The organism is Pseudonocardia thermophila, assembly GCF_900142365.1.
In the GTDB taxonomy this organism is placed as follows: Bacteria; Actinomycetota; Actinomycetes; order Mycobacteriales; family Pseudonocardiaceae; genus Pseudonocardia; species Pseudonocardia thermophila.
Genome location: NZ_FRAP01000005.1, coordinates 24,890 through 43,284, shown reverse-complemented (window position 1 = coordinate 43,284; position 18,395 = coordinate 24,890). Strand labels below are relative to the sequence as shown.

The window sequence follows — 18,395 nt, the reverse complement described above, 5'->3', positions numbered from 1 at the left end:
TCAGTCCTCCTCCTCCGGCGGCTCCGGCGGCTTCTGCGCCCCGACCGAGGCGAGGTACTCGTGGAACCGCCCGCCGGTGGCCTTGTCGACCGCCGCGGCCGCGGTGGTGACCGCCTGCGTCGCCAGCTCCGCGGCCTTGTCGAGCACCTCAGGCGCCCGTTCGCGGGCGAGTTCGGCCAGCTCCGCCGCCTTGTGCCCAGCCTTCTCGGCGAGCTCGCCCGCCTTCTCCAGCACGGTGTCGGTGATTTCCTTCGCCCGCTCGGTGCGGTCGTCGGGGTTGCTCATGCGCCCATCGTGGCACCGGAGGAGGATGGATGTCGTGCCCGAACCGTCCGAACAGCTCCGTCGCAAGCTCGCCGCCGTGTTCGGCGACGTCCTGCCCGACACCACCCGGGACGAGCGGGAGTTCGAGCACCCGGACGACCGGTCGCGCGACCGGGACGCCGAGCTGCTCGCCGACCGTCCGCCGCACCACGACCGGGCCTGGTAGCTAGGCCTGGCCGCCCCGCTGGGCGCGCAGCAGGTCGCGGATCTCCGCGAGCAGCTCCGCCTCCGTGGGCGGGACCTCCTCGACCTGGCCGCGCTTGCGCCGCTCCTGCAGCTTGTTCAGCGGCAGGACGATGACGAAGTACACGACTGCGGCGACGATGAGGAAGTTGATCGCCGCGGTGATCACCGACGCGAAGTCGATGTAGGTGCTCTCCTTACCGGGGATCACGGTGACGCCGAGCCCGGGGCTGTCGGCGGGGGTCACCGCGTTGACCAGTGGTTCGATGATGCTCTCGGTGAACGACGTGACGATCGCGCCGAACGCGGCGCCGATGACGACGGCCACCGCGAGGTCGACGACGTTGCCGCGCAGGATGAAGTCCTTGAATCCTTTGAGCATCAGCGGAGGGTAATCGTCACCTGGTCGGTGAGTGTGGCAGAAGCCACGCGCGTCGCCGCATCGCGTGACATCCCCACGAGGACGAGCCGCCCGCGGGCGCCCTTCTCCTCCGGCAGCACGGCCAGCACCGGCGCGTCGGCGGCCAGCACGGACGGGGCCTCGGCGCGCGCTCCGACCGTGACCACGTCGACCCGGTTGCCCGGCACCAGGAGGGCGGCGACGGCGGCGTCGGCGATGCGGACGGGGACGGCCGCCGTCCCGTGCGGCACCGGAGCGCCGCCGACCAGACGGACGTCGGTGAGCGGCTCGCCCGGGTGAGCCGCCCCGACCAGGACCCGCCCTTCGGCGGCGTCGGGGGAGCGCAGGGCGCCCACGGGCACGAGATCGGCAGGCCACTCGCGGACCGCGAGATCGGCGGCGCGCACGGTGGTGCCGGCGGGCAGCTCGGCGGCCGCGACCAGGACCGGTGCACCGGCCGACGGTCCTGCCCGCGGCGCCGCGACGAGGACCAGCGCGGTGCCGGCCAGCACGGCGGCCGCGGTGCGGCGCACGCGCAGGGTGCGCCGCCAGCTGGGGCCGCCGATGACGGCCCGCACGGCGCTGGCCATCCGTTCGGACAGGTGCGCAGCGAGCGGATCGGGCATGGGGGCGACGCTAGGCCGTCGAACGCCGCTGTGGAGTCCCTCGCGGAAACCTGTGGATGCTACTGGCGAGTTGTGGACAACTCGCGATCAGGAAGCGGCCGCCGTCGGGGTGCTCGACGACGATGTGCTCGAGGACGAACCCGACCCGGAGGAGCCCGATGCGCTCGACGAGTCCTTCGAGCTGGACGAGGAGTCACCCGACGGCACGGAGCCGTTGCGGCTGTCGGTGCGGTAGAAGCCGCTGCCCTTGAACACGATCCCTACGGAGGAGAACACCTTCCGCAGCTTGCCCGCGCACTGCGGGCATTCCGTGAGCGATGCGTCGGAGAACGACTGCACCGCTTCGAAGCGGTGTCCGCATGCGGTGCACGCGTACTGGTAGGTCGGCACGGGGTTTCCTCCGGGCTGCACGGGCCAGGCACTCTGACTCCGTGCCCTGGCACTCGAACGCTGTGAGTGCCAGTTTAACCCGGATCGATCAGGATCTGTTCCGCAGCCGGACCGTCCCGGCAGTGGGCATGAGCACTGCGTCGACCGGCCGATCGTGCGGTTCAGCGGGCAGGCGGGGCACCAGCTCGTCGTCGTCGATCACCGCGACGAGCAGCGCGGTGGGGGAGACGAGCCGCAGGGAGCGGTCGTAGTGACCGCGGCCGCGGCCGAGCCGGACACCGGAGCGGTCCACCGCCAGGGCTGGGACCAGCACGAGCGCGGCCTCGGTGATCGCCTGCGGGCCGAGCCGCGGTCCGGTCGGCTCGCGGATCCCGATCGCCGTGGGCGCGGTGTCGTCGGTGGAGGAGAAGCGGGCCCAGTCCATCGGGCCCTCGGTCTCGGGCACCACGGGCAGCAGGACGTCGTGGCCGGCTGTGACCAACGCCTCGACCATCGCCGGCGAGCCGGGCTCGGTGCCGAAGGGGAGGTAGGCGCAGATCGGGCCGGAGAACTCGGCGGCGAGCGCCACGGCGTGGGCTGCGATCGCCTCTGCGCGGGCGGCCCGCACCTCGGGCGCGAGGGCGCGGCGGGCGGCGAGCACGCGGGAACGCACCTCGGACTTGGCAGCCCGCACCGCCTCGTCGGCTGCCCCGGGTGCGTCGAGACCGTGTGCCGTCACCCGTCCACCGTAGCGGCGCCGATAGGCTCGCCGGTCATGAGCGAGCTTGCGCCTCAGCCCTTCCGCACGGCCGTGGTGCCGGCCGCCGGTCTGGGCACCCGGTTCCTGCCCACCACCAAGACGGTCCCGAAGGAGCTCCTGCCGGTCGTCGACACGCCCGGCATCGAGATCGTCGCCGCCGAAGCCGCGGACGCCGGCGCTGAGCGCTTGCTGATCGTGACCTCGCCGGGCAAGGACGCCGTCGCCGCCCACTTCGCCGACTCGTCGGAGCTGGAGAAGGAGCTGGCGGCGCGGGGCAAGGAGAAGCTGGTCGCGAAGGTCCGCCGGGCCCACGAGCTGATCGAGGTGCGGACCGTCACCCAGCCCGAGCCGCTCGGGCTCGGCCACGCCGTCGGCTGCGCGCGGGAGGCCATCGGGCCGGACGAGCAGGCGTTCGCCGTCCTGCTGCCCGACGACCTGGTGCTACCCAGCGGGGTGCTGAAGAAGATGGCGCAGGTCCGCGCCCGCTACGGCGGCAGCGTGCTGTGCGCGTTCGACATCCCGCGCGAGCAGATCTCCGCCTACGGGGTCTTCGACGTCACCGACACCGACGAGCCCGACGTGAAGCGCGTGCACGGCATGGTGGAGAAGCCGCCGGCCGACGAGGCACCGTCCACGTACGCTGCGGCCGGTCGCTACCTGCTCGACGTCGCGATCTTCGACGCGCTCGACCGGATCACCCCAGGGGCGGGCGGTGAGCTGCAGCTCACCGACGCCGTCGCCCTCCTGATCGAGGAGGGGCACCCGGTGCACGTCGTGGTGCACCGCGGCGGCCGCCACGACCTGGGCAACCCGGGTGGCTACGTCCGGGCCTTCGTGGACTTCGCCCTGCAGCACCCCGACTACGGCCCGGACCTGCGCACCTGGCTGACCGAGCGCCTGAAGCAGGGGTGATGCGGTGAGGACGGTCGACGAGCAGCTCGAGCGGGTGCTGGGCGGGGCGGTCCGCCCGGCACCGGTCCGCGTCGCGATCGCGGAGGCCTACGGCCTGCGCAGCGCCGAGGAGGTCGTCGTCGGGCGGCCGCTGCCCGCCTTCGACATGGCGGCGATCGACGGCTACGCCGTGCGCAGCGTCGACGTCAGCGGCGCCTCCGAGGTCGATCCGGTGTCGATCCCGGTGGTGGGGGAGATCGCCGCCGGGTCCCGCCAGCCGCTGCGGCTGCAGCCGCGCCAGGCGGTCGCGGTCGCCGCCGGAGCCCCGCTGCCCACGCTGGCCGACGCCGTCGTGCCCGTCGACCACACCGACGGCGGCACGGCCCGCATCGAGGTCACGCGCGGGGTGCCGTCGGCCGCGAACGTGCGCCGCGTCGGCGAAGACGTCCAGCCGGGGGACGTCGCGGTCCGCCGCGACGCGGTGATCGGCCCTGCCCAGGTCGGCCTGCTGGCGGCCGCGGGGCGGGACAAGGTGCTGGTGCACCCGCGGCCGCGGGTCTCGATCGTCTCGGTCGGCGACGAGCTGGTCGACCTGCAGCGCACCCCGGGGCCCGGGCAGATCCCCGACACCTGCTCGCCGGCGCTCGCCGCCGCGGCGCGGGAGGCTGGGGCCGACGTCGCCCGCGCGGCGCTGGTGCGCGGCGACGCCAAGGAGATCAGTGCGGCGCTGGCCGACCGGCTGCCGTTCAGCGACGTCCTGGTGCTGTGCGGGGCGGTGAACGGCCGGGCCGGCACGGAGGTGCGCGCGGCCGTCTCGGAGCTGGGGGACCTCGACGACTCCGGCGTCGCGATGCACCCCGGGTCCGAGCAGGCGTTCGGGCGGTTGGGCGAGGACCGGGTGCCCACGTTCCTGTTCCCGTCGCACCCGGCCACGGCGCTGCTGCTGTTCGAGGTGTTCGTCCGGCCGCTGCTGCGCTACGCGCAGGGCCGCCCGCCGTACCGGCGCACCGTGCAGGCCCGGCTGACCTCGCCGATCACGTCCCTGCCCGGCTGCCGCGGCTACCTGCGTGCGCGCCTACTGCGGGAGGAGGCGTCCGGCGACTACCTGGTGCAGCCGCTCGGCAACTCCGGCACGCACCTGCTGACCTCGCTGTCCGATGCCAACGGGCTGATCATCGTCCCGGAGGACGTCACCGAGGCCACCGTGGACGACGAGGTCACGGTGGCGTTCCTGCCGGTCGGCTAGTGGGCTATCCGGTGCCGGAGCGCCCGCCGGGGCGGCACCCCGGCTGGCCGGCGAGGCTCCCGCCGCTGCGCGTGCGCGCCGGGGTGGTCGCGCTGCGTCCGGTGCGGCTGCGCGACGGCGCCGAGTGGTCGGCGATCCGCATCCGCGACGAGGCCTACCTGTCGCCGTGGGAGCCGACGCTGCCCGGCACCTGGCTGGAGCGGAACTCGTCGATCGAGTGGCCCGGCCGGTGGCTGCAGCTGCGCGCCGCCGCTCGCCGCGGGCTCGCACTGCCGTTCGCGGTCACCGTCGACGGTCGCTTCGCCGGGCACGTCATGGTCGGCAACGTCGTGCGGGAGCCGTTGCTGTCGGCCTACGTCGGCTACTGGGTCGACTCGCGGGTGTCCGGCGGCGGCGTGATCACCGCGGCGGTGGCGTCCGTCGTGGACCACTGCTTCGGCCCGGTCGGGCTGCACCGGCTGGAGGCGACGGTGCGCCCGGAGAACGGCGCGAGCCTGCGGGTGCTGGAGAAGCTGGGGTTCCGGCAGGAGGGGCTGTTCCGCCGCTACCTCGAGGTCGACGGAGCGTGGCGAGATCATCTGTGCTTCGCTCTGACGCGTGAGGAGCTCCCCCCGAAAGGGTTGGTCGGCCGGCTCGTGGCCGAGGGCCGCGCCTCGCGCGCGTGATCACCACTCGATCAGGTATCACTCACACGCGCATCTGGAATCCCAGAGCTCACGTGCCGACGCCTGAGTGAACCTGACGGCGACGGCGCGTCGCTGCCCCGATCCCCCGCACGGCCTCATTAGGTTGGGCTACGGAGCCGATCTTGCCTCGGGGGCGGCGGGATCCGTCGCTCCGTCCAGCGCTCTCTCGGGGGGAGGTACAGCGGCATTGCCCAGCTCGATGATCTTCGCAGGTCTGGTGGTCATCTGGCTGCTGATCCTGCTTCCCGCAGTGGCCCGGCATCGGCAGGAGGTGCCGCGACCGAGCGAGTCGGCGCTCGCCGGCCGGGTGCTGGACCGCCCACGTCGTCCCGAATCGGAGGTGGACGAGTTGGCCGACACCCGTACCGATCGGACCTCGGACCTGCACGTGCCCCGCGCCCGCACGGCGCCCGACGACGTCCCGGCCGACGATCGCGGCTGGGACCGCCCGCCGCCGCGCTACCGCCCCGGCCGGGGCGGGTACGACCCGCAGGCCGCCGCCGCGGCCGCCCGCACGCGGGCCGTGTTCCGCCAGCGCGTCGTGCTGACGATGCTGCTGCTGGCGCTCGTCTCCGGGGTCATCGCCGCGGCCGCCATCCCCGTCGTGTGGTCCGCGCACGCCGCCATCGACGTCGCCCTCGTCGGGTACCTGGTCTACCTGCGCCGCCAGGTCCGCATGGAGGAGGCGATCCGCGCCCGCCGGGCCGCCCGCCTCGCCGCGGCCCGCCGAGCCAGCAGCGCCGCTGCCGATCCCGCCGCCGACGAGTGGGCTCGGCGCGGCCGCGAGGTCACCCGCCGCAGCCCGGACGCCGCTGATGCCGAACCGGCGGCGGAGGACCTCGGCGAGGCGCTCGACGAGGCGGAGGCCGAGGAGTCCGAGCAGCTCGAGGACGACGAGGCGCGCGACGACGAGCAGGACGACCTCAAGAAGGAGCCCGAGGAGCGGATCTCCGGCACCGGCGGGCCCGCGCCGCGCCTCGTCTCGCTCGACGAGCTCACGATCGAGTCGGCGCTGCCGCGGCTGGAGCCGGCGCCGCCGCCCCCGCTCCCGGCCGGCACCGTGCTCGTGGAGGAGCTCGACGACGAGCTTGACCAGCACGATCTCGGCCAGAGCGAGCTAAGGGGATACCGGCGTGCAGCCGGTGAATGACGGCCTGCTAACGTTGAGACGTCCGGGCGACCGGACACCGGGGCTGTAGCGCAGTTGGTAGCGCGTCTCGTTCGCATCGAGAAGGTCAGGGGTTCGATTCCCCTCAGCTCCACCCGTCTGGTCGGGGACCTTCACAGGTCGGCGACCCCCGCGTCGATGTCGACGGACCGGAGTTCTCCACGTCGTCGGCCTCCGTCCTCGGCGTGTCGCTGCATCGCCTGCTCGATCAGGTAGTCGGTGAAGCACGCCATCTCGTCCTGAGCGGCCTGGCGGTCGACATCCCTACGGGGGACCTTGCCGCGGTTGACGTCCCTGAGCCCTGCTGAGCACACGGTGAACCCGATGAGGGCGCCGCTCTCACCGTCCCAGAGTTCACCGGCGACCAACTGATACGGGCCCCGCTCGTGCTCGCTGTAGAAGCTGTTGAGCAGGTTGGTGAGCGGATCTCGGGCCTCGGTGAGCAGACGGGCGACCTTCTCGTGGTCATCCCAGGGTGGTACGACCGGTTCGGGCAGTTCGATCTGGACCCAGGGTCCGGGTGACGCCCGATCAGGGTGTCCCTCGCAGGACCCGTGGTGCCGAAGCCGAGCAGCAGGAACGCCGTCACCGTGTCGATGATCCCTGCGTCCATGCCGCGACCGAGCCTGTCCGTGTATCGGCAGACGCGGCTGCGCGCCTCGTGCCATCGTTCGGCGAAGGAGGCATCCGCGGTGATCAAGGCCTGACGATCGGGGTGGGGAACACGCCGCACAGCGGCATCGTGACGACGACTCCGGATGGGCCGGAACCACCAACCGGGCACACGCGGCGGCGTCGGCGCGGCCCCGGACTGCGATGATCTGCGCGTGACCGGCCTCCTCGATGCGCTCGTCGCGCGGTTCGGGCCGCGCTCACCGCACGCCGCTCGCGTCGTGCAGCTCGTGGCCGAGCGCCCGCGTGGGCTGGCGGAGCTGGTCGGGGAGACCGGGTTGTCGCGGCGCAGCGTCGAGCAGGTCCTGCAGCTGGCCGGCGCCCGGGCCGACGGCGATCTCTTCCGCCTCGACGATCGCCCGGACGGGATCGCTGCGCACGTGCGGCCACGGCCCGCGCCCGAGCGGTCCGAACTGCTGGCGACGATCGCCGGGTGGATCGACGGGGCCCCGGCCGCGCGGCGCGATCTCGATCACGTGGCGGCCACGCCGGAGACCGCGCTGCGGCGGGCCCGCTGGCTCGACGAGCAGTACGACCTCGCCACGGCGCCGCTGCTGTTCGTCGGCGACCACGATCTCACCGCGCTCGCCACCGCGCTGGTGCACCCGCGCGCGCGGGTCGCCGTCGTGGATCTCGACGAGGCGCTGCTGGAGTACATCGACCGCACCGCCGCGGCGCACGGGCTGGCCGTCGAGTGCCGGTACGCCGACCTGCGGTTCGGCCTCCCGCCGGAGCTCGTCGCCGCCGCCGACGTGGCGTTCACCGACCCGCCTTACACGCCCGAGGGGGTCCGGCTGTTCGCCCTCGCCGCACTGCGCGGGCTGCGGCACCGCGAGTACGGCCAGGTCGTGATCTCCTACGGCACCGGCGACGGCCAGCCCGCGCTCGGGCTCAAGGTCCAGCAGGCGCTCACCGACCTGGGGCTCTACACCGAGGCGATGCTGCCGCGGTTCAACCGGTACCGCGGCGCGCAGGCCATCGGCTCGCACAGTGATCTCTACGTCTGCCGCGCCACCGCCCGCGCGTGGCGCCACCTCGACCGAGTTGATCCCCGCGCCGCCGCCACCACGATCTACACCCACGGCACGCACGCGCTCGAGGCCGCGCCGCGGCGGCTGGCCGGCGCCGCCGACCTGCTCGACGGGGACGTCGCCGGGGTGGTGGGTACGGACTGGCCGGCCGGTCCGCCGAGCACCCGGCTCGCGACCTTCCTCGGCAGCGGGCTGCCGCCCGCGATCCGGCGCCGGCCGGGCACCGTCGCCGTCGATCTCGTCGCCGATCCCGGGCCGTGGCTGCTGCGCAGCCTGCTCGTCGCGACCGCGTCCCGGCTCGTCCTGGTGGTCCGGGATACGCACCCCGATCTCGCCGCGCTGCCCCCGTTCGTGGCGCTCAAGTACGCCGTCGAGGTGCGCCGCCACCACCCGGCTCGCGGACTGGCCACCGTCACGGCCGTGCCGGTGCCGGTCGGGGAGCTGGACCGCGCGCAGCGTCTGCAGCGGCACGTGCTGGACCGGGCGACCGGGGTGCTGGCCACCGTGTGGCGCGACGGGCTGGTGCGGCACGCCGGGCTTCCGCGCGACGCCGCCCGGGCGGCTGTCGCCGCCCCGCCCGGGGCGCGGCTGGTGGACCTGCCCCGCCACCGGATCGCGACCGTGCTGGACGAGGTGGCCGCCTCCGCCGGGTGACGCCGCGGCGCGGCTGCGCCAGGATGCGCACGTGCCTCTTCCTCGGCGGGCCGTCGCCGTCATCGTGCTGGTGGCCCTGACGGCGGTGGTCGGCGTGCTCGCTGCGCTGTCGCTGCTCGACCCCTTCCACCTGCGGCACGCCCGCTGGTACAGCCTCGGCCTGGTCGGGCTGGCGATCGTGCTGGGCACCGCGGTGTTCGCGGTCGCGCTGCGGGGAGGGCTGCGCGGGTTCGTGCTCGGGGTCGGGGTCGCCGCGCTCGCCGCGTGGGGCGTGCTGACCTGGTTCGTGGCCGGGATCGCCTCCGGCGGCGCCGAGGTGCGCACGGTCGTCGACGGCGACCGCCGCCTCGTCGTGCTGCGCGGCGGCGCCTTCGCGGCCGACCCGGTCTACTCGGTGGTGGTGCGCTCCGGTGCTGGGCCGTTCGAGCAGCAGTCGGTCGTCTACCAGGGTCGCGCGGACGGGCCCGAGGTGACGGATCTGCGGTTCTCCGGTGAGGCCGTGCTCGTGCAGGTCGGCCGCTGCGGGTACCGCTCGGAGATCGACCCGCTCACGCTGGAGGTGCGCCCCGTGCACGTCCCGCTGCTGGCCGGGGCCTGCTGATCCCGTCGAGGACGACGTGGCGTGATCAACGAGCCCGGTCGATCACGGCGTCGTCGTCCTCGACGCGATGTCTTCGGGCGGGACGATCCCGGCGTCGCCGGGCTGCAGCACCACCATCGTGAACCGCACCGGCTCGTCCCCCGCGCACGCGTAGCGGTGCGGCGCGTGCGCCTGGAACATCACCGTGTCGTCGACGTCGAGGTGCGCGGTCGTCTCGCCGACCGTGATCGTCAGCTGCCCGGAGATCACCGTGAGGATCTCTTCGGTGCCCACCGGGTGGGCGAGCCCGTCGAACGCATCGCCGGGTTGCAGCGTCCAGTCCCACAGCTCGACCAGGTCGGGCGGATCGGTGCCGATGCGCAGGGTCGCGGTGCTGCCGTCGTCGCTGGTCCACAGCCGGGGCGCCTCGCTGCCGCGCCGGACGACGACGCGCGGATCACTGCCGGTGTCGACGAGCGAGGCCACGCCGACCTGCAGCGCCTCCGACAGCGCGACGAGGGTGGCGATGCTCGGGTTGGCTTTGCCGGACTCCACTTGGATCACGGTGCCGCGACTCACACCGGACGCCGCGGCGAGCGCGTCGAGGGTGAGTCTGCGCTGCTGGCGCAGGGCGCGGACGTTGCGGCCGATCGCCGCCGCGACGGCGTCCGGGGTCGTCATGGAGATCATTCTGCCGTACTGGCCGGATAGTCTGTTGAACTGGCGATGCGTCTGGGGTTAGGGTTCAACAAGATGAACTGCTGATCCATTTCGTTGAACCAGAGGTTCGATGTCCGTCCCGTTCGCCCTGCCTTCCGCCCTCTCCTACGGCATCGCCGACTTCGCGGGCGGGCTGGCCGCGCGCCGCACGCCGGTGCTGGTCGTCACCACGCTCGCCCAGGCAGCGGGTTTCGTCGCGCTGGTGCCCACGGTCCTGCTCCTGCCGGGAGAGCTGTCGCTCGCAGCGGTGGGGTGGGGGCTCGCCGCGTCGGTCGCCGGGGTCACCGGCCTGATGCTGTACCTGCGCGGGCTCGCCGTCGGGCCGATGGGCATCGTGGCGCCGCTGTCGGCGGTGGTCGGGGCCGGACTCCCGCTCCTCGTCGGCGTCATCGGCGGGGAGCGACCGGGACCGGTCGCGTGGTTCGCCATGGCGCTCGCGCTCGCCGCGATCGTCATGGCGACGATGGGCACCGACCGTACGGCGGGCGCCCGCGGCGGAGTGCTGCTCGGGCTCGCCGCCGGGATCGGGTTCGGCCTGTTCTTCGTCGCGCTCGACGCCTCACCCGCCGACTCCGGCATGTGGCCGCAGCTGGCCGGCCGGTGCGCAGCGACGCTCGTGCTCGGCGCGATCGTGCTCGCCAGCCGCGGGATGCGCGGGGCGCCGGTGCGCCCCGCGCTCGGGCTGATCGTGGCCAGCGGTGTGCTCGACACCTTCGCCAACGCCCTGTTCCTGGTCGCGACCCGGCTCGGCGACCTCGGGCTGACCTCGGTGGTCGTGTCGCTGTACCCGGTGGTGGTCGTGGTGCTGGCCCGGCTCGTCCTGGGCGAGCGGCTCACCCGGCTGCAGCTCACCGGCACCGGCCTGGCGCTCGGGGCGAGCGCGCTGCTCGCCGCGGCCGGTTAGCGCTTCCTCAGCAGGAAGCGCTGGATCTTGCCGCTGGGCGTCTTCGGCAGCTGGTCGACGACGTAGATCCGGCGCGGGTAGGCGTGCGCGGCGAGCCGGGTCTTCACCAGCTGCTGCAGCTCGGCCACCAGCTCGTCGCCGGTATGTGTGCCCGGCCTCGGCACGACGTGGGCGACCACGACCTCGCCGCGCAGCTCGTCCGGCTCGCCGACGACCGCGGCCTCCGCGACCGCGGGGTGCTGAGTCAGCGCGCTCTCCACCTCGGACGGGCCGATCCGGTACCCAGCCATGAGGATCACGTCGTCGTCGCGCGAGGCGAACGTGAGGTAGCCATCGGCGTCCTTGGTGGCGACGTCGCCGGTGAAGTACCAGCGCCGGTCGGCGCTGAACCGCTCCGCGGTGCGCTCGGGTGCGTTGCGGTAGCCGGTGAACGGCATCAGCGGGCTCGCCGGCACGTCGACGGCCACCCGCCCCTGCTCGCCGACCGGGGCGATCTCCTCGGAGTCCGCGCGGAGCACCTCGACCCGCCACCCCGGCAGCGGGCGGCCCATCGAGCCGGGCTTGATGTCTGCCACGAGATCGGGGTGCCAGGCGTTGGCGATCACCATCCCGGTCTCGGTCTGGCCGTAGTGGTCGCGCACCGGCACGCCCAGCACCTCCTGCGCCCACGTCACGACGTCCGGCGTGAGCGGCTCGCCCGCCGACGAGCAGCGGCGCAGCGTCAGATCGCCGGGCACCGGCACGTCCGCGTTGCGCAGCGCCCGGTACACGGTGGGCCCGGCGGCGAAGTTGGTGACGCCGAACCGCGACAGGACCTGCCAGGTGAGCGCGGGGGAGAACCCGGCCCGCAGCAGCAGGCTGCGCCGACCGGTCGCCAGCGGCCCGACGATCGCGTAGTACAGTCCGTACGCCCAGCCCGGGTCGGCGGCGTTCCAGAACACGTCGTCGTCGGTGTGGTAGAGGCCGAACTCCTGGTAGGCGTGCATGCCGGCCAGCCCGCGCAGCGGCATCGGCACGCCCTTCGGGGCGCCGGTCGTACCGGAGGTGAACAGCTCGATCAGCGTACCGCCGCCGCCGACCGCCACCGGGTCCGGCGCCGGGGCGTCAGAGGCGAGCAGATCCGCGAACCCCACGTCCGAGCCGCTCGGCTCACCGGTGACGACGATCCGCCACTCCCGCTCGGCGGGCATGTCCGGGCCCGGCTCGAGCTTGGGGCGCTGGTCCGGATCGGCGATCACGACCTTCGTGCCGTTGCCGGTGACCCGCAGCGCGATCGCCCCTGGCGCGAACGCGGTGAACAGCGGCACGTGCACCGCGCCGAGGCGCCAGATCCCCAGCAGGGCGGTCACCAGCTCGACCGACTTGCTCATCAGGGTCGCGACCCGGTCGCCCGTGCCCACGCCGAGCCCGGCCAATCCCGCGGCGAACCGGCCGGACGCCTCGTCGAGCTCGCCGTAGGTCACGTCGCGGCTCGACAGATCGGCGTCCACCACGGTGAACGCCACCGCGTCCCGGGGATGCCTGCGGCACAGCAGCTCCGCAGCGGCCGCGTCCGGGCGGTCGTACTGCTTCAGCAGCTCGTCGACCAGGGTGTCCACGTTCGTGCTCACCAGCTCACCTCCCGCTTCCACCTCGTGCCGTCGATCCCGACGCTACCGAGGCCCCGGACCCGACGCACCGGGATCGTTGGTTCCAACGGGCGACGGTCGCGGTTCCCGGGCACCATCCGCGCCGCCGGGGCGTTGAGCGTGCAGGGCGGTCAGATCCGGCCGTGCGCGCCGCCGTCGGGGGGCGGCGCGCACGGCCGGCGACCGGCTACTGCCGCCACGAGGGCAGCCACAGCTGCATGTCCCACATCTCCTGCGTGATCGGCAGGCCGTTGAGGATCGGCCAGAGCCACAGGAAGTTCGCGACCACCGCGCCCACCCACAGCCCCACGACGATGAGGCCGGTCTGGCGGCGTTCCCTCGTCATGCCGCGCCTGCCGAGGACCTCGCCCATCGCGAGCACCGTCCCCGCCACCAGGAACGGGACGACCGGGGTCATGTAGAAGAAGTACATCTGCCGGTCGATGTTGACGAACCACGGCAGCACGCCCGCGCCGTAGCCGACGAGCACCGCCGACCAGCGCCAGTCCCGCCGCGTGACCGCCCGCCACAGCCCGAACCCGAGCACGGCGAGCGCCGGCCACCACAGCGCCGGGGTGCCGATCAGCATCACCGCGCTGATGCAGTCGTCGGAACCGCAGCCGATGATCTCCGGGCCGGACTGGTAGTGGTAGAGCATCGGCCGCAGCCCCATCGGCCAGGTCCACGGCTTCGACTCCCACGGATGCGCACCCTGGCCCTGCGTGGTGAGCCCGGAGTGGAACTCCAGGACGCGGTCGGCGTAGACGAACAGCCCCTGCAGGGCCTGCGGCACCAATGGCCAGGGCTGCAGACCTTCGGTCTCGACGGCGTACCGGTCGTAGCCGGTCTCGCTGGCGAACCACGGTGCCCACGGCAGCAGGTACGCGATCGCGGCGGCCCCGCCCAACGCCCACGCCGCGGGCAGCAGGTCGCGGCGCAGCATGCCCGCCCACGGCCGCGGCACCCCGGCGGCCCGCCGCGCCGTGGCGTCCCAGATCACCAGCAGCGCCGCGAACGCGACGAGCCAGTACACGCCCGACCACTTCACCGCGCAGCCCAGTCCGAGCAGCACCCCGGTGGCCAGCCGCCACCAGCGCACCCCGAGGCGCGGGCCGTGCTCGAAATCGGCGGCGCGGCTCTCGGCGACCACGCGCGCCATCCGGGCCCGCACGTCGTCGCGGTCGACCAGCAGCGTCGCGAACGCGGCCACCACGAACAGGGCCAGGAACGCGTCGAGCATCCCCATCCGCGACTGGACGTGCGAGAGCCCGTCGCAGATCAGCAGCACCCCGGCCAGCCCGCCGAGCAGGGTGGACCGGGTGAGTCGCCGGGCCGCGCGGACCACGAGCAGCACCGTCAGCACCCCGCAGGTGGCCGCCGCGAACCGCCAGCCGAAGCCGGTGTAGCCGAACATCGCCTCGCCGATCGCGATCAGCTGCTTGCCCAGCGGCGGATGCACGACCAGCCAGTAGCCGGGGTTGTCCTCCACCCCGCCGTTGCGCAGCATCTGCCACGCCTGCGGGACGTAGTGCTTCTCGTCGAAGACGGGCGTGTGGCCGCCCTCGGTGATCCGGCCGAGCTCGGTGAACCGCACCAGCGCCGCGACGGCGGTCACGACGAGCGTGACGAGCCAGCCGCGCAGCCGGTCCGCCGGCGGCGGGGGACCGAGCAGGGTGACGGGGTCGTCGACGCGGTGGCGCAGCGGTGGTGCCCCGCCCACCGCGACGATGCCCGCCTCGGGTGTCTCGTCGGCCGGCCGCGACGGCTGGACCGGGCGGGCACTGCCGACTGAGCGGAGGACCACGGGCCCGATCGTAGGGTGATGGCATGGACCTCGAGGCGGCAACCGGTCGGCTCGTGCTCGCCGCGACCCCGCTCGGCAACCCGGGCGACGCGTCACCGCGGCTGCGCGAGGCCCTCGAGACGGCCGACGTGATCGCCGCCGAGGACACCCGCAAGCTGCGCGCGCTCGCCGCGTCGCTGCAGGTCACGGTGTCCGGGCGGATCGTCAGCCACTACGACGCCGTCGAGGCCGCGCGGCTGCCCGGCCTGCTCGACGAGGTCCGCGCCGGGCGCACCGTCGTGGTCGTCACCGACGCGGGCATGCCGGTCGTGTCCGATCCCGGCTACCGGATCGTCTCCGCCGCGGCCGCCGCCGGGCTCCTGGTCACCTGCCTGCCCGGACCGTCCGCCGTCACGACGGCGCTGGTCGTGTCCGGGCTGCCGTCCGACCGCTTCTGCTTCGACGGATTCGCCCCGCGCCGCCCCGGCGAGCGGCGCCGCTGGTTGGAGTCCCTGCGCGGGGAGCGGCGCACGGTCGTGTTCTTCGAGTCGCCGCACCGCCTGGCTGAGACCCTCGCTGCCGCCGTCGACGTCCTCGGGCCCGACCGCGCCGCCGCTGTGTGCCGGGAGCTGACGAAGACCCACGAGGAGGTGCGCCGCGGCCCGCTCGCCGAGCTGGCGGAGTGGGCGGGCGCGGAGCAGGTGCGCGGGGAGATCACCGTCGTCCTCGCCGGCGGCGAGCCGGAGCCGCCCACAACGGCGTCGCTGATCGACGCGGTCAACGAGCGAGTCGCCGGCGGCGAGCGCTTCAAGGACGCCGTCGCCGCGGTCGCCGCGGCGGCCGGGGTGTCCCGGCGCGAGCTGTACAACGCGGCGGTGGCCGGCACGGACTGACCCCGGCTGTCAATGGCCGGACGGTGAGGATTTCCTGCGCGGCCGCGGCGAAACGCTGCGCGTCGCGCGATGTCGGGGAGCACCCGCGAAGCCCGATGCTCTAGCCCGGACATCCGTCGGCCGTCGACGGACGATGCGGGAGCTCACCATGACTCGATCACGCCCGGTGGCGGTCGCCGTCGTCACCCTTGCCACCCTCCTCACCACGCTGTTCGGAGCGGGTACGGCCCAGGCCTCGACCAAGGGCGGCGCGCCCCCGCCGTCCAACCCGACGGAACGGGCGGTCAACCTCGCCCGGCCGGCCGTCGTTCGGATCATCGGCAGCGTCCAGGCGGTCGTCGAGGACCCCACCGGCACGATGCTGGCCGCGCCGGAGCCGATCGAGGCCAACAACGTGGACATCTGCACGGGCGCGGGCATCAACCCGGACGGCTTCGTCGCCACGGCCGGGCACTGCGTCGACACCGAGACGCTCGAGGGGATCCCCGGCCAGCTGATCACCGCGATCGTGCAGCGGTTCCTCTCCGTCAACCCGGGCGTGGATCCCTCCGCTGCGCTCGATTTCGCGCAGAAGAACCTGGTGGTGCGCGGCCCGACGCCGGGCAGCCCGGTGCAGATGCAGGTCTACGTCGTCACCGGCTCCACCGAGGCCGGGCAGCGGCCGATCGCCCACCAGGCCGAGGTCGTCGGGTACCGGCCGTACTCCCAGGGCGACGTGGCCCTGCTCAAGATCGACGTCAAGAACCTGCCGACGCTGCCGCTGGCCACCGACGCCGAGGTGACCGTCGGCAGCGACGTGATCGCGATCGGCTTCCCCGCGCGCAACGACGTCCTGACCGACCCGAGTCTGGAGCCGTCGAACAAGGACGGGCGCATCAGCTCGAAGAAGACCACGAACGGCCTGCCGTTCTACGAGCTGTCCGCCGCGATGGGCCCGGGCATGAGCGGCGGGCCGACCGTGGACCTGCAGGGCCGGCTCGTCGGCATCAACAGCCGGGTCGCCGGCTACGACAACGAGTCGTTCAGCTTCGTCACGACGGCCGACACGTTCGCCGCGTTCCTCTCGACCAAGGGCGTGCGCGCCGAGGCCGGCCGCGTCGACACCCTGTACCGGACCGCGCTCGACGACTACTACGCCGGCCACTACACGCAGGCCGTCGCCGCGTTCGACGAGCTGCTGACCATCTCGCCGGGGCACCCGCAGGCGGCCCAGATGCGCGTCGCCGCGCTCGGCGCCCGCGAGAAGTACGGCGACGTCCCGGTGACGCCCTCCGGCTCCGGGCTGCCGTTCGGGCTCTCCCCGGTCGTGTTCTGGTCGATCGTCGCCGGCGGCGGGGCGCTGCTGCTCCTGCTCGTCGGGACGCTGATCGCGCGGTCCCGGCGCCGCCGGGCCGACCGGACCGCGGCGGTGCCCGGACCGGGCACCCCGCCGCACGGCCTCCCGAGCTACCCGCCGCCGGGCCCGGTCCCGTACGGCGGGCGGCCGACCGGCGCCTGGGGGCCACCACCCCCGGTCCCGGTCAACGGGGCACCGCGCGCCGCCGTGGGCACGGCGATCCTGCCCGGACCGCCGCTGCCGACGTGCGTGCGCTGCGCGGCCCCGGTGCCACCAGCGTCCGCGCACTGCGTGACCTGCGGGCTGCCCCGGCGGCGCTGATCGTCAGGGCTGGTCGTCGGGGCTGGTCGTCAGGGGCTCATGGCGGGCTGCTCGCTGGTGCGGCGCGCGCCGACCGCACGTGCGATCGGCTCGACGACGCGGGCGGCGATCGGCCCGATCACGGCCATCAGCAGCACGTAGGTGGTGGCGAGCGCGGCGAGCCGATCGTCGACCCCGCCGCTCGCCACCGCCAGGCCGGCGATGACGATCGAGAACTCACCGCGGGCCACCAGCGCCGCACCGGCCCGGGCGCGACCGAGCTTCCCGATGCCCTGCCGGCGGGCCGCCCACCAGCCCGTGACGAGCTTGGTGATCGTGCCGGCGACGGCGAGCACGACCGCCCAGCCGAGCACCGGCGGGATCATCGCCGGGTCGGTGTTGAGGCCGAAGACCACGAAGAACACCGCGGCGAACAGGTCGCGCAGCGGTTCCAGCAGCTTGGTGGCGTTCTCCGCGGTGGAGCCGGAGATCGCGATGCCGAGCAGGAACGCGCCGACGGCAGCGGACACCTGCATCGCCGAGGCGAACCCGGCGACGAGCAGGGCGGCGCCGAGCACCTTCAGCAGGAACACCTCGCGGTCGGGGGAGTCGACGATCGCGGACACCACGCGGCCGTAGCGCAGCGCCACCACGAGGACCACACCGACCACGGCCACCGAGATGCCGACGGCCGTCAGCCCGCCGACCAGGCTCACCCCGACCAGCACCGCGGTGAGGATCGGCAGGTAGACCGCCATCACGAGGTCCTCGAGCACGAGGATCGACAGCACGACCGGGGTCTCGCGGTTACCCAGCCGGCCCAGGTCGCCGAGGACCTTCGCGATGATCCCGGACGAGGAGATGTAGGTGACGCCGCCCATCGCGAGCGCACCGACCAGCCCCCAGTCGAGGATCAGCGCCACCGCGACACCCGGCGCCGCGTTGAGCACGACGTCGAGCAGACCTGCCGTCCACGACTTCTTCAGACCGGTCACGAGCTCCGTCGCGGAGTACTCCAGGCCGAGGAGCAGCAGGAGCAGCACCACACCGACTTCGCTGGCCAGCGCCGTGAAGTCCTCGATGCCGGTCAGCGGTATGAGACCGCCGCTGCCGAACGCCAGGCCGCCGAGCAGGTACAGCGGGATGGGTGACAATCCGATCTTCTCAGCGAGCCTGCCGAGCAGACCCAGACCGAAGAAGACGGCGCCGAGCTCGATCAGTTCCAGTGCGGTGTGGTCCAC

20 protein-coding genes and 1 tRNA gene are annotated in these 18,395 nt (G+C 73.7%); 11 read left to right on the top strand and 10 right to left on the bottom strand.

Features of this window, described 5'->3' with window-relative positions; all coding sequences use genetic code 11:
* Positions 1-285, bottom strand: a complete 285-nt coding sequence (locus BUE41_RS08035) for a hypothetical protein (protein WP_073456379.1) — start codon at positions 283-285, stop codon at positions 1-3.
* A gap of 25 nt (positions 286-310) precedes the next feature.
* Here BUE41_RS08035 and BUE41_RS08030 point away from each other — a divergent pair, with 25 nt between their 5' ends.
* On the top strand, positions 311-490 hold the full coding sequence (locus tag BUE41_RS08030) for a hypothetical protein (RefSeq protein WP_073456378.1): 180 nt from the start codon (positions 311-313) through the stop codon (positions 488-490).
* Here the strand turns inward: BUE41_RS08030 and mscL are convergent, their stop codons facing one another.
* From mscL to BUE41_RS08010, 4 genes are all read right to left on the bottom strand, one after another.
* Complete coding sequence (mscL, locus tag BUE41_RS08025) at positions 491-889, bottom strand: large-conductance mechanosensitive channel protein MscL (RefSeq protein WP_073456377.1); 399 nt, start codon at positions 887-889, stop codon at positions 491-493.
* Positions 889-1,533, bottom strand: a complete 645-nt coding sequence (locus BUE41_RS08020) for an SAF domain-containing protein (RefSeq protein ID WP_234997061.1) — start codon at positions 1,531-1,533, stop codon at positions 889-891. The genes mscL and BUE41_RS08020 overlap by 1 nt, the downstream gene beginning before the upstream one ends.
* An 87-nt stretch (positions 1,534-1,620) precedes the next feature.
* Positions 1,621-1,923, bottom strand: coding sequence for an FmdB family zinc ribbon protein (locus BUE41_RS08015; RefSeq protein ID WP_073456376.1), 303 nt, complete (start codon positions 1,921-1,923; stop codon positions 1,621-1,623).
* A gap of 88 nt (positions 1,924-2,011) precedes the next feature.
* On the bottom strand, positions 2,012-2,641 hold the full coding sequence (locus tag BUE41_RS08010; RefSeq protein WP_234997059.1) for a 5-formyltetrahydrofolate cyclo-ligase: 630 nt from the start codon (positions 2,639-2,641) through the stop codon (positions 2,012-2,014).
* 36 nt (positions 2,642-2,677) lie between these two features.
* On the opposite strand from BUE41_RS08010, the gene BUE41_RS08005 reads away from it, so the two are divergent.
* From BUE41_RS08005 to BUE41_RS07985, 5 genes are all read left to right on the top strand, one after another.
* Complete coding sequence (locus tag BUE41_RS08005) at positions 2,678-3,574, top strand: UTP--glucose-1-phosphate uridylyltransferase (RefSeq protein ID WP_073456375.1); 897 nt, start codon at positions 2,678-2,680, stop codon at positions 3,572-3,574.
* 4 nt (positions 3,575-3,578) lie between these two features.
* The gene (gene glp, locus BUE41_RS08000; RefSeq protein ID WP_073456374.1) at positions 3,579-4,799 is read left to right on the top strand and encodes a molybdotransferase-like divisome protein Glp; all 1,221 of its coding nucleotides are present in this window, start codon (positions 3,579-3,581) and stop codon (positions 4,797-4,799) included.
* Positions 4,799-5,464 carry a GNAT family N-acetyltransferase gene (locus tag BUE41_RS07995; RefSeq protein ID WP_073456373.1) on the top strand — a complete coding sequence of 222 codons (666 nt, stop codon included), beginning with the start codon at positions 4,799-4,801 and terminating at the stop codon, positions 5,462-5,464. The genes glp and BUE41_RS07995 overlap by 1 nt, the downstream gene beginning before the upstream one ends.
* A 220-nt stretch (positions 5,465-5,684) precedes the next feature.
* Complete coding sequence (locus BUE41_RS07990) at positions 5,685-6,635, top strand: hypothetical protein (RefSeq protein ID WP_073456372.1); 951 nt, start codon at positions 5,685-5,687, stop codon at positions 6,633-6,635.
* A 39-nt stretch (positions 6,636-6,674) separates the two neighbouring features.
* Positions 6,675-6,747 (top strand) — tRNA-Ala (locus BUE41_RS07985).
* A gap of 19 nt (positions 6,748-6,766) precedes the next feature.
* On the opposite strand, the gene BUE41_RS30080 is transcribed toward BUE41_RS07985, so the two are convergent.
* Positions 6,767-7,321: a hypothetical protein gene (locus BUE41_RS30080; RefSeq protein WP_143172030.1), complete on the bottom strand. Its 555-nt coding sequence runs from the start codon at positions 7,319-7,321 to the stop codon at positions 6,767-6,769.
* Positions 7,322-7,480: 159 nt separating this feature from the next.
* Between BUE41_RS30080 and BUE41_RS07975 the strand changes: the two genes are divergently transcribed.
* Together BUE41_RS07975 and BUE41_RS07970 are read left to right on the top strand one after the other, a co-directional pair.
* Positions 7,481-9,010 carry a bis-aminopropyl spermidine synthase family protein gene (locus tag BUE41_RS07975; RefSeq protein ID WP_159444876.1) on the top strand — a complete coding sequence of 510 codons (1,530 nt, stop codon included), beginning with the start codon at positions 7,481-7,483 and terminating at the stop codon, positions 9,008-9,010.
* Positions 9,011-9,041: 31 nt separating this feature from the next.
* Entirely contained in the window at positions 9,042-9,611 is a 570-nt protein-coding gene (locus BUE41_RS07970) for a hypothetical protein (RefSeq protein WP_073456370.1), read from the top strand.
* Between the two features lie 42 nt (positions 9,612-9,653).
* Here BUE41_RS07970 and BUE41_RS07965 read toward each other — a convergent pair whose 3' ends face one another.
* On the bottom strand, positions 9,654-10,271 hold the full coding sequence (locus BUE41_RS07965) for a helix-turn-helix domain-containing protein (protein WP_073456369.1): 618 nt from the start codon (positions 10,269-10,271) through the stop codon (positions 9,654-9,656).
* A 109-nt stretch (positions 10,272-10,380) separates the two neighbouring features.
* On the opposite strand from BUE41_RS07965, the gene BUE41_RS07960 reads away from it, so the two are divergent.
* Positions 10,381-11,214, top strand: a complete 834-nt coding sequence (locus BUE41_RS07960; protein WP_073456368.1) for a DMT family transporter — start codon at positions 10,381-10,383, stop codon at positions 11,212-11,214.
* Here BUE41_RS07960 and BUE41_RS07955 read toward each other — a convergent pair.
* Together BUE41_RS07955 and BUE41_RS07950 are read right to left on the bottom strand one after the other, a co-directional pair.
* A complete protein-coding gene (locus BUE41_RS07955; protein WP_073456583.1) occupies positions 11,211-12,824 on the bottom strand; it encodes an AMP-binding protein in 1,614 nt (537 codons plus the stop codon). The two genes, BUE41_RS07960 and BUE41_RS07955, sit on opposite strands and share 4 nt — an antisense overlap.
* A gap of 205 nt (positions 12,825-13,029) precedes the next feature.
* A complete protein-coding gene (locus BUE41_RS07950) occupies positions 13,030-14,562 on the bottom strand; it encodes a dolichyl-phosphate-mannose--protein mannosyltransferase (protein WP_073456582.1) in 1,533 nt (510 codons plus the stop codon).
* 107 nt (positions 14,563-14,669) lie between these two features.
* Here BUE41_RS07950 and rsmI point away from each other — a divergent pair, with 107 nt between their 5' ends.
* Positions 14,670-15,518 (top strand): 16S rRNA (cytidine(1402)-2'-O)-methyltransferase, encoded by an 849-nt coding sequence (gene rsmI, locus BUE41_RS07945; RefSeq protein ID WP_073456367.1) that lies wholly within the window; start codon positions 14,670-14,672, stop codon positions 15,516-15,518.
* Positions 15,519-15,666: 148 nt separating this feature from the next.
* Entirely contained in the window at positions 15,667-17,175 is a 1,509-nt protein-coding gene (locus tag BUE41_RS07940; RefSeq protein WP_159444875.1) for a S1 family peptidase, read from the top strand.
* Between the two features lie 29 nt (positions 17,176-17,204).
* Here BUE41_RS07940 and BUE41_RS07935 read toward each other — a convergent pair whose 3' ends face one another.
* On the bottom strand, positions 17,205-18,395 hold the full coding sequence (locus BUE41_RS07935) for a cation:proton antiporter (RefSeq protein ID WP_073456365.1): 1,191 nt from the start codon (positions 18,393-18,395) through the stop codon (positions 17,205-17,207).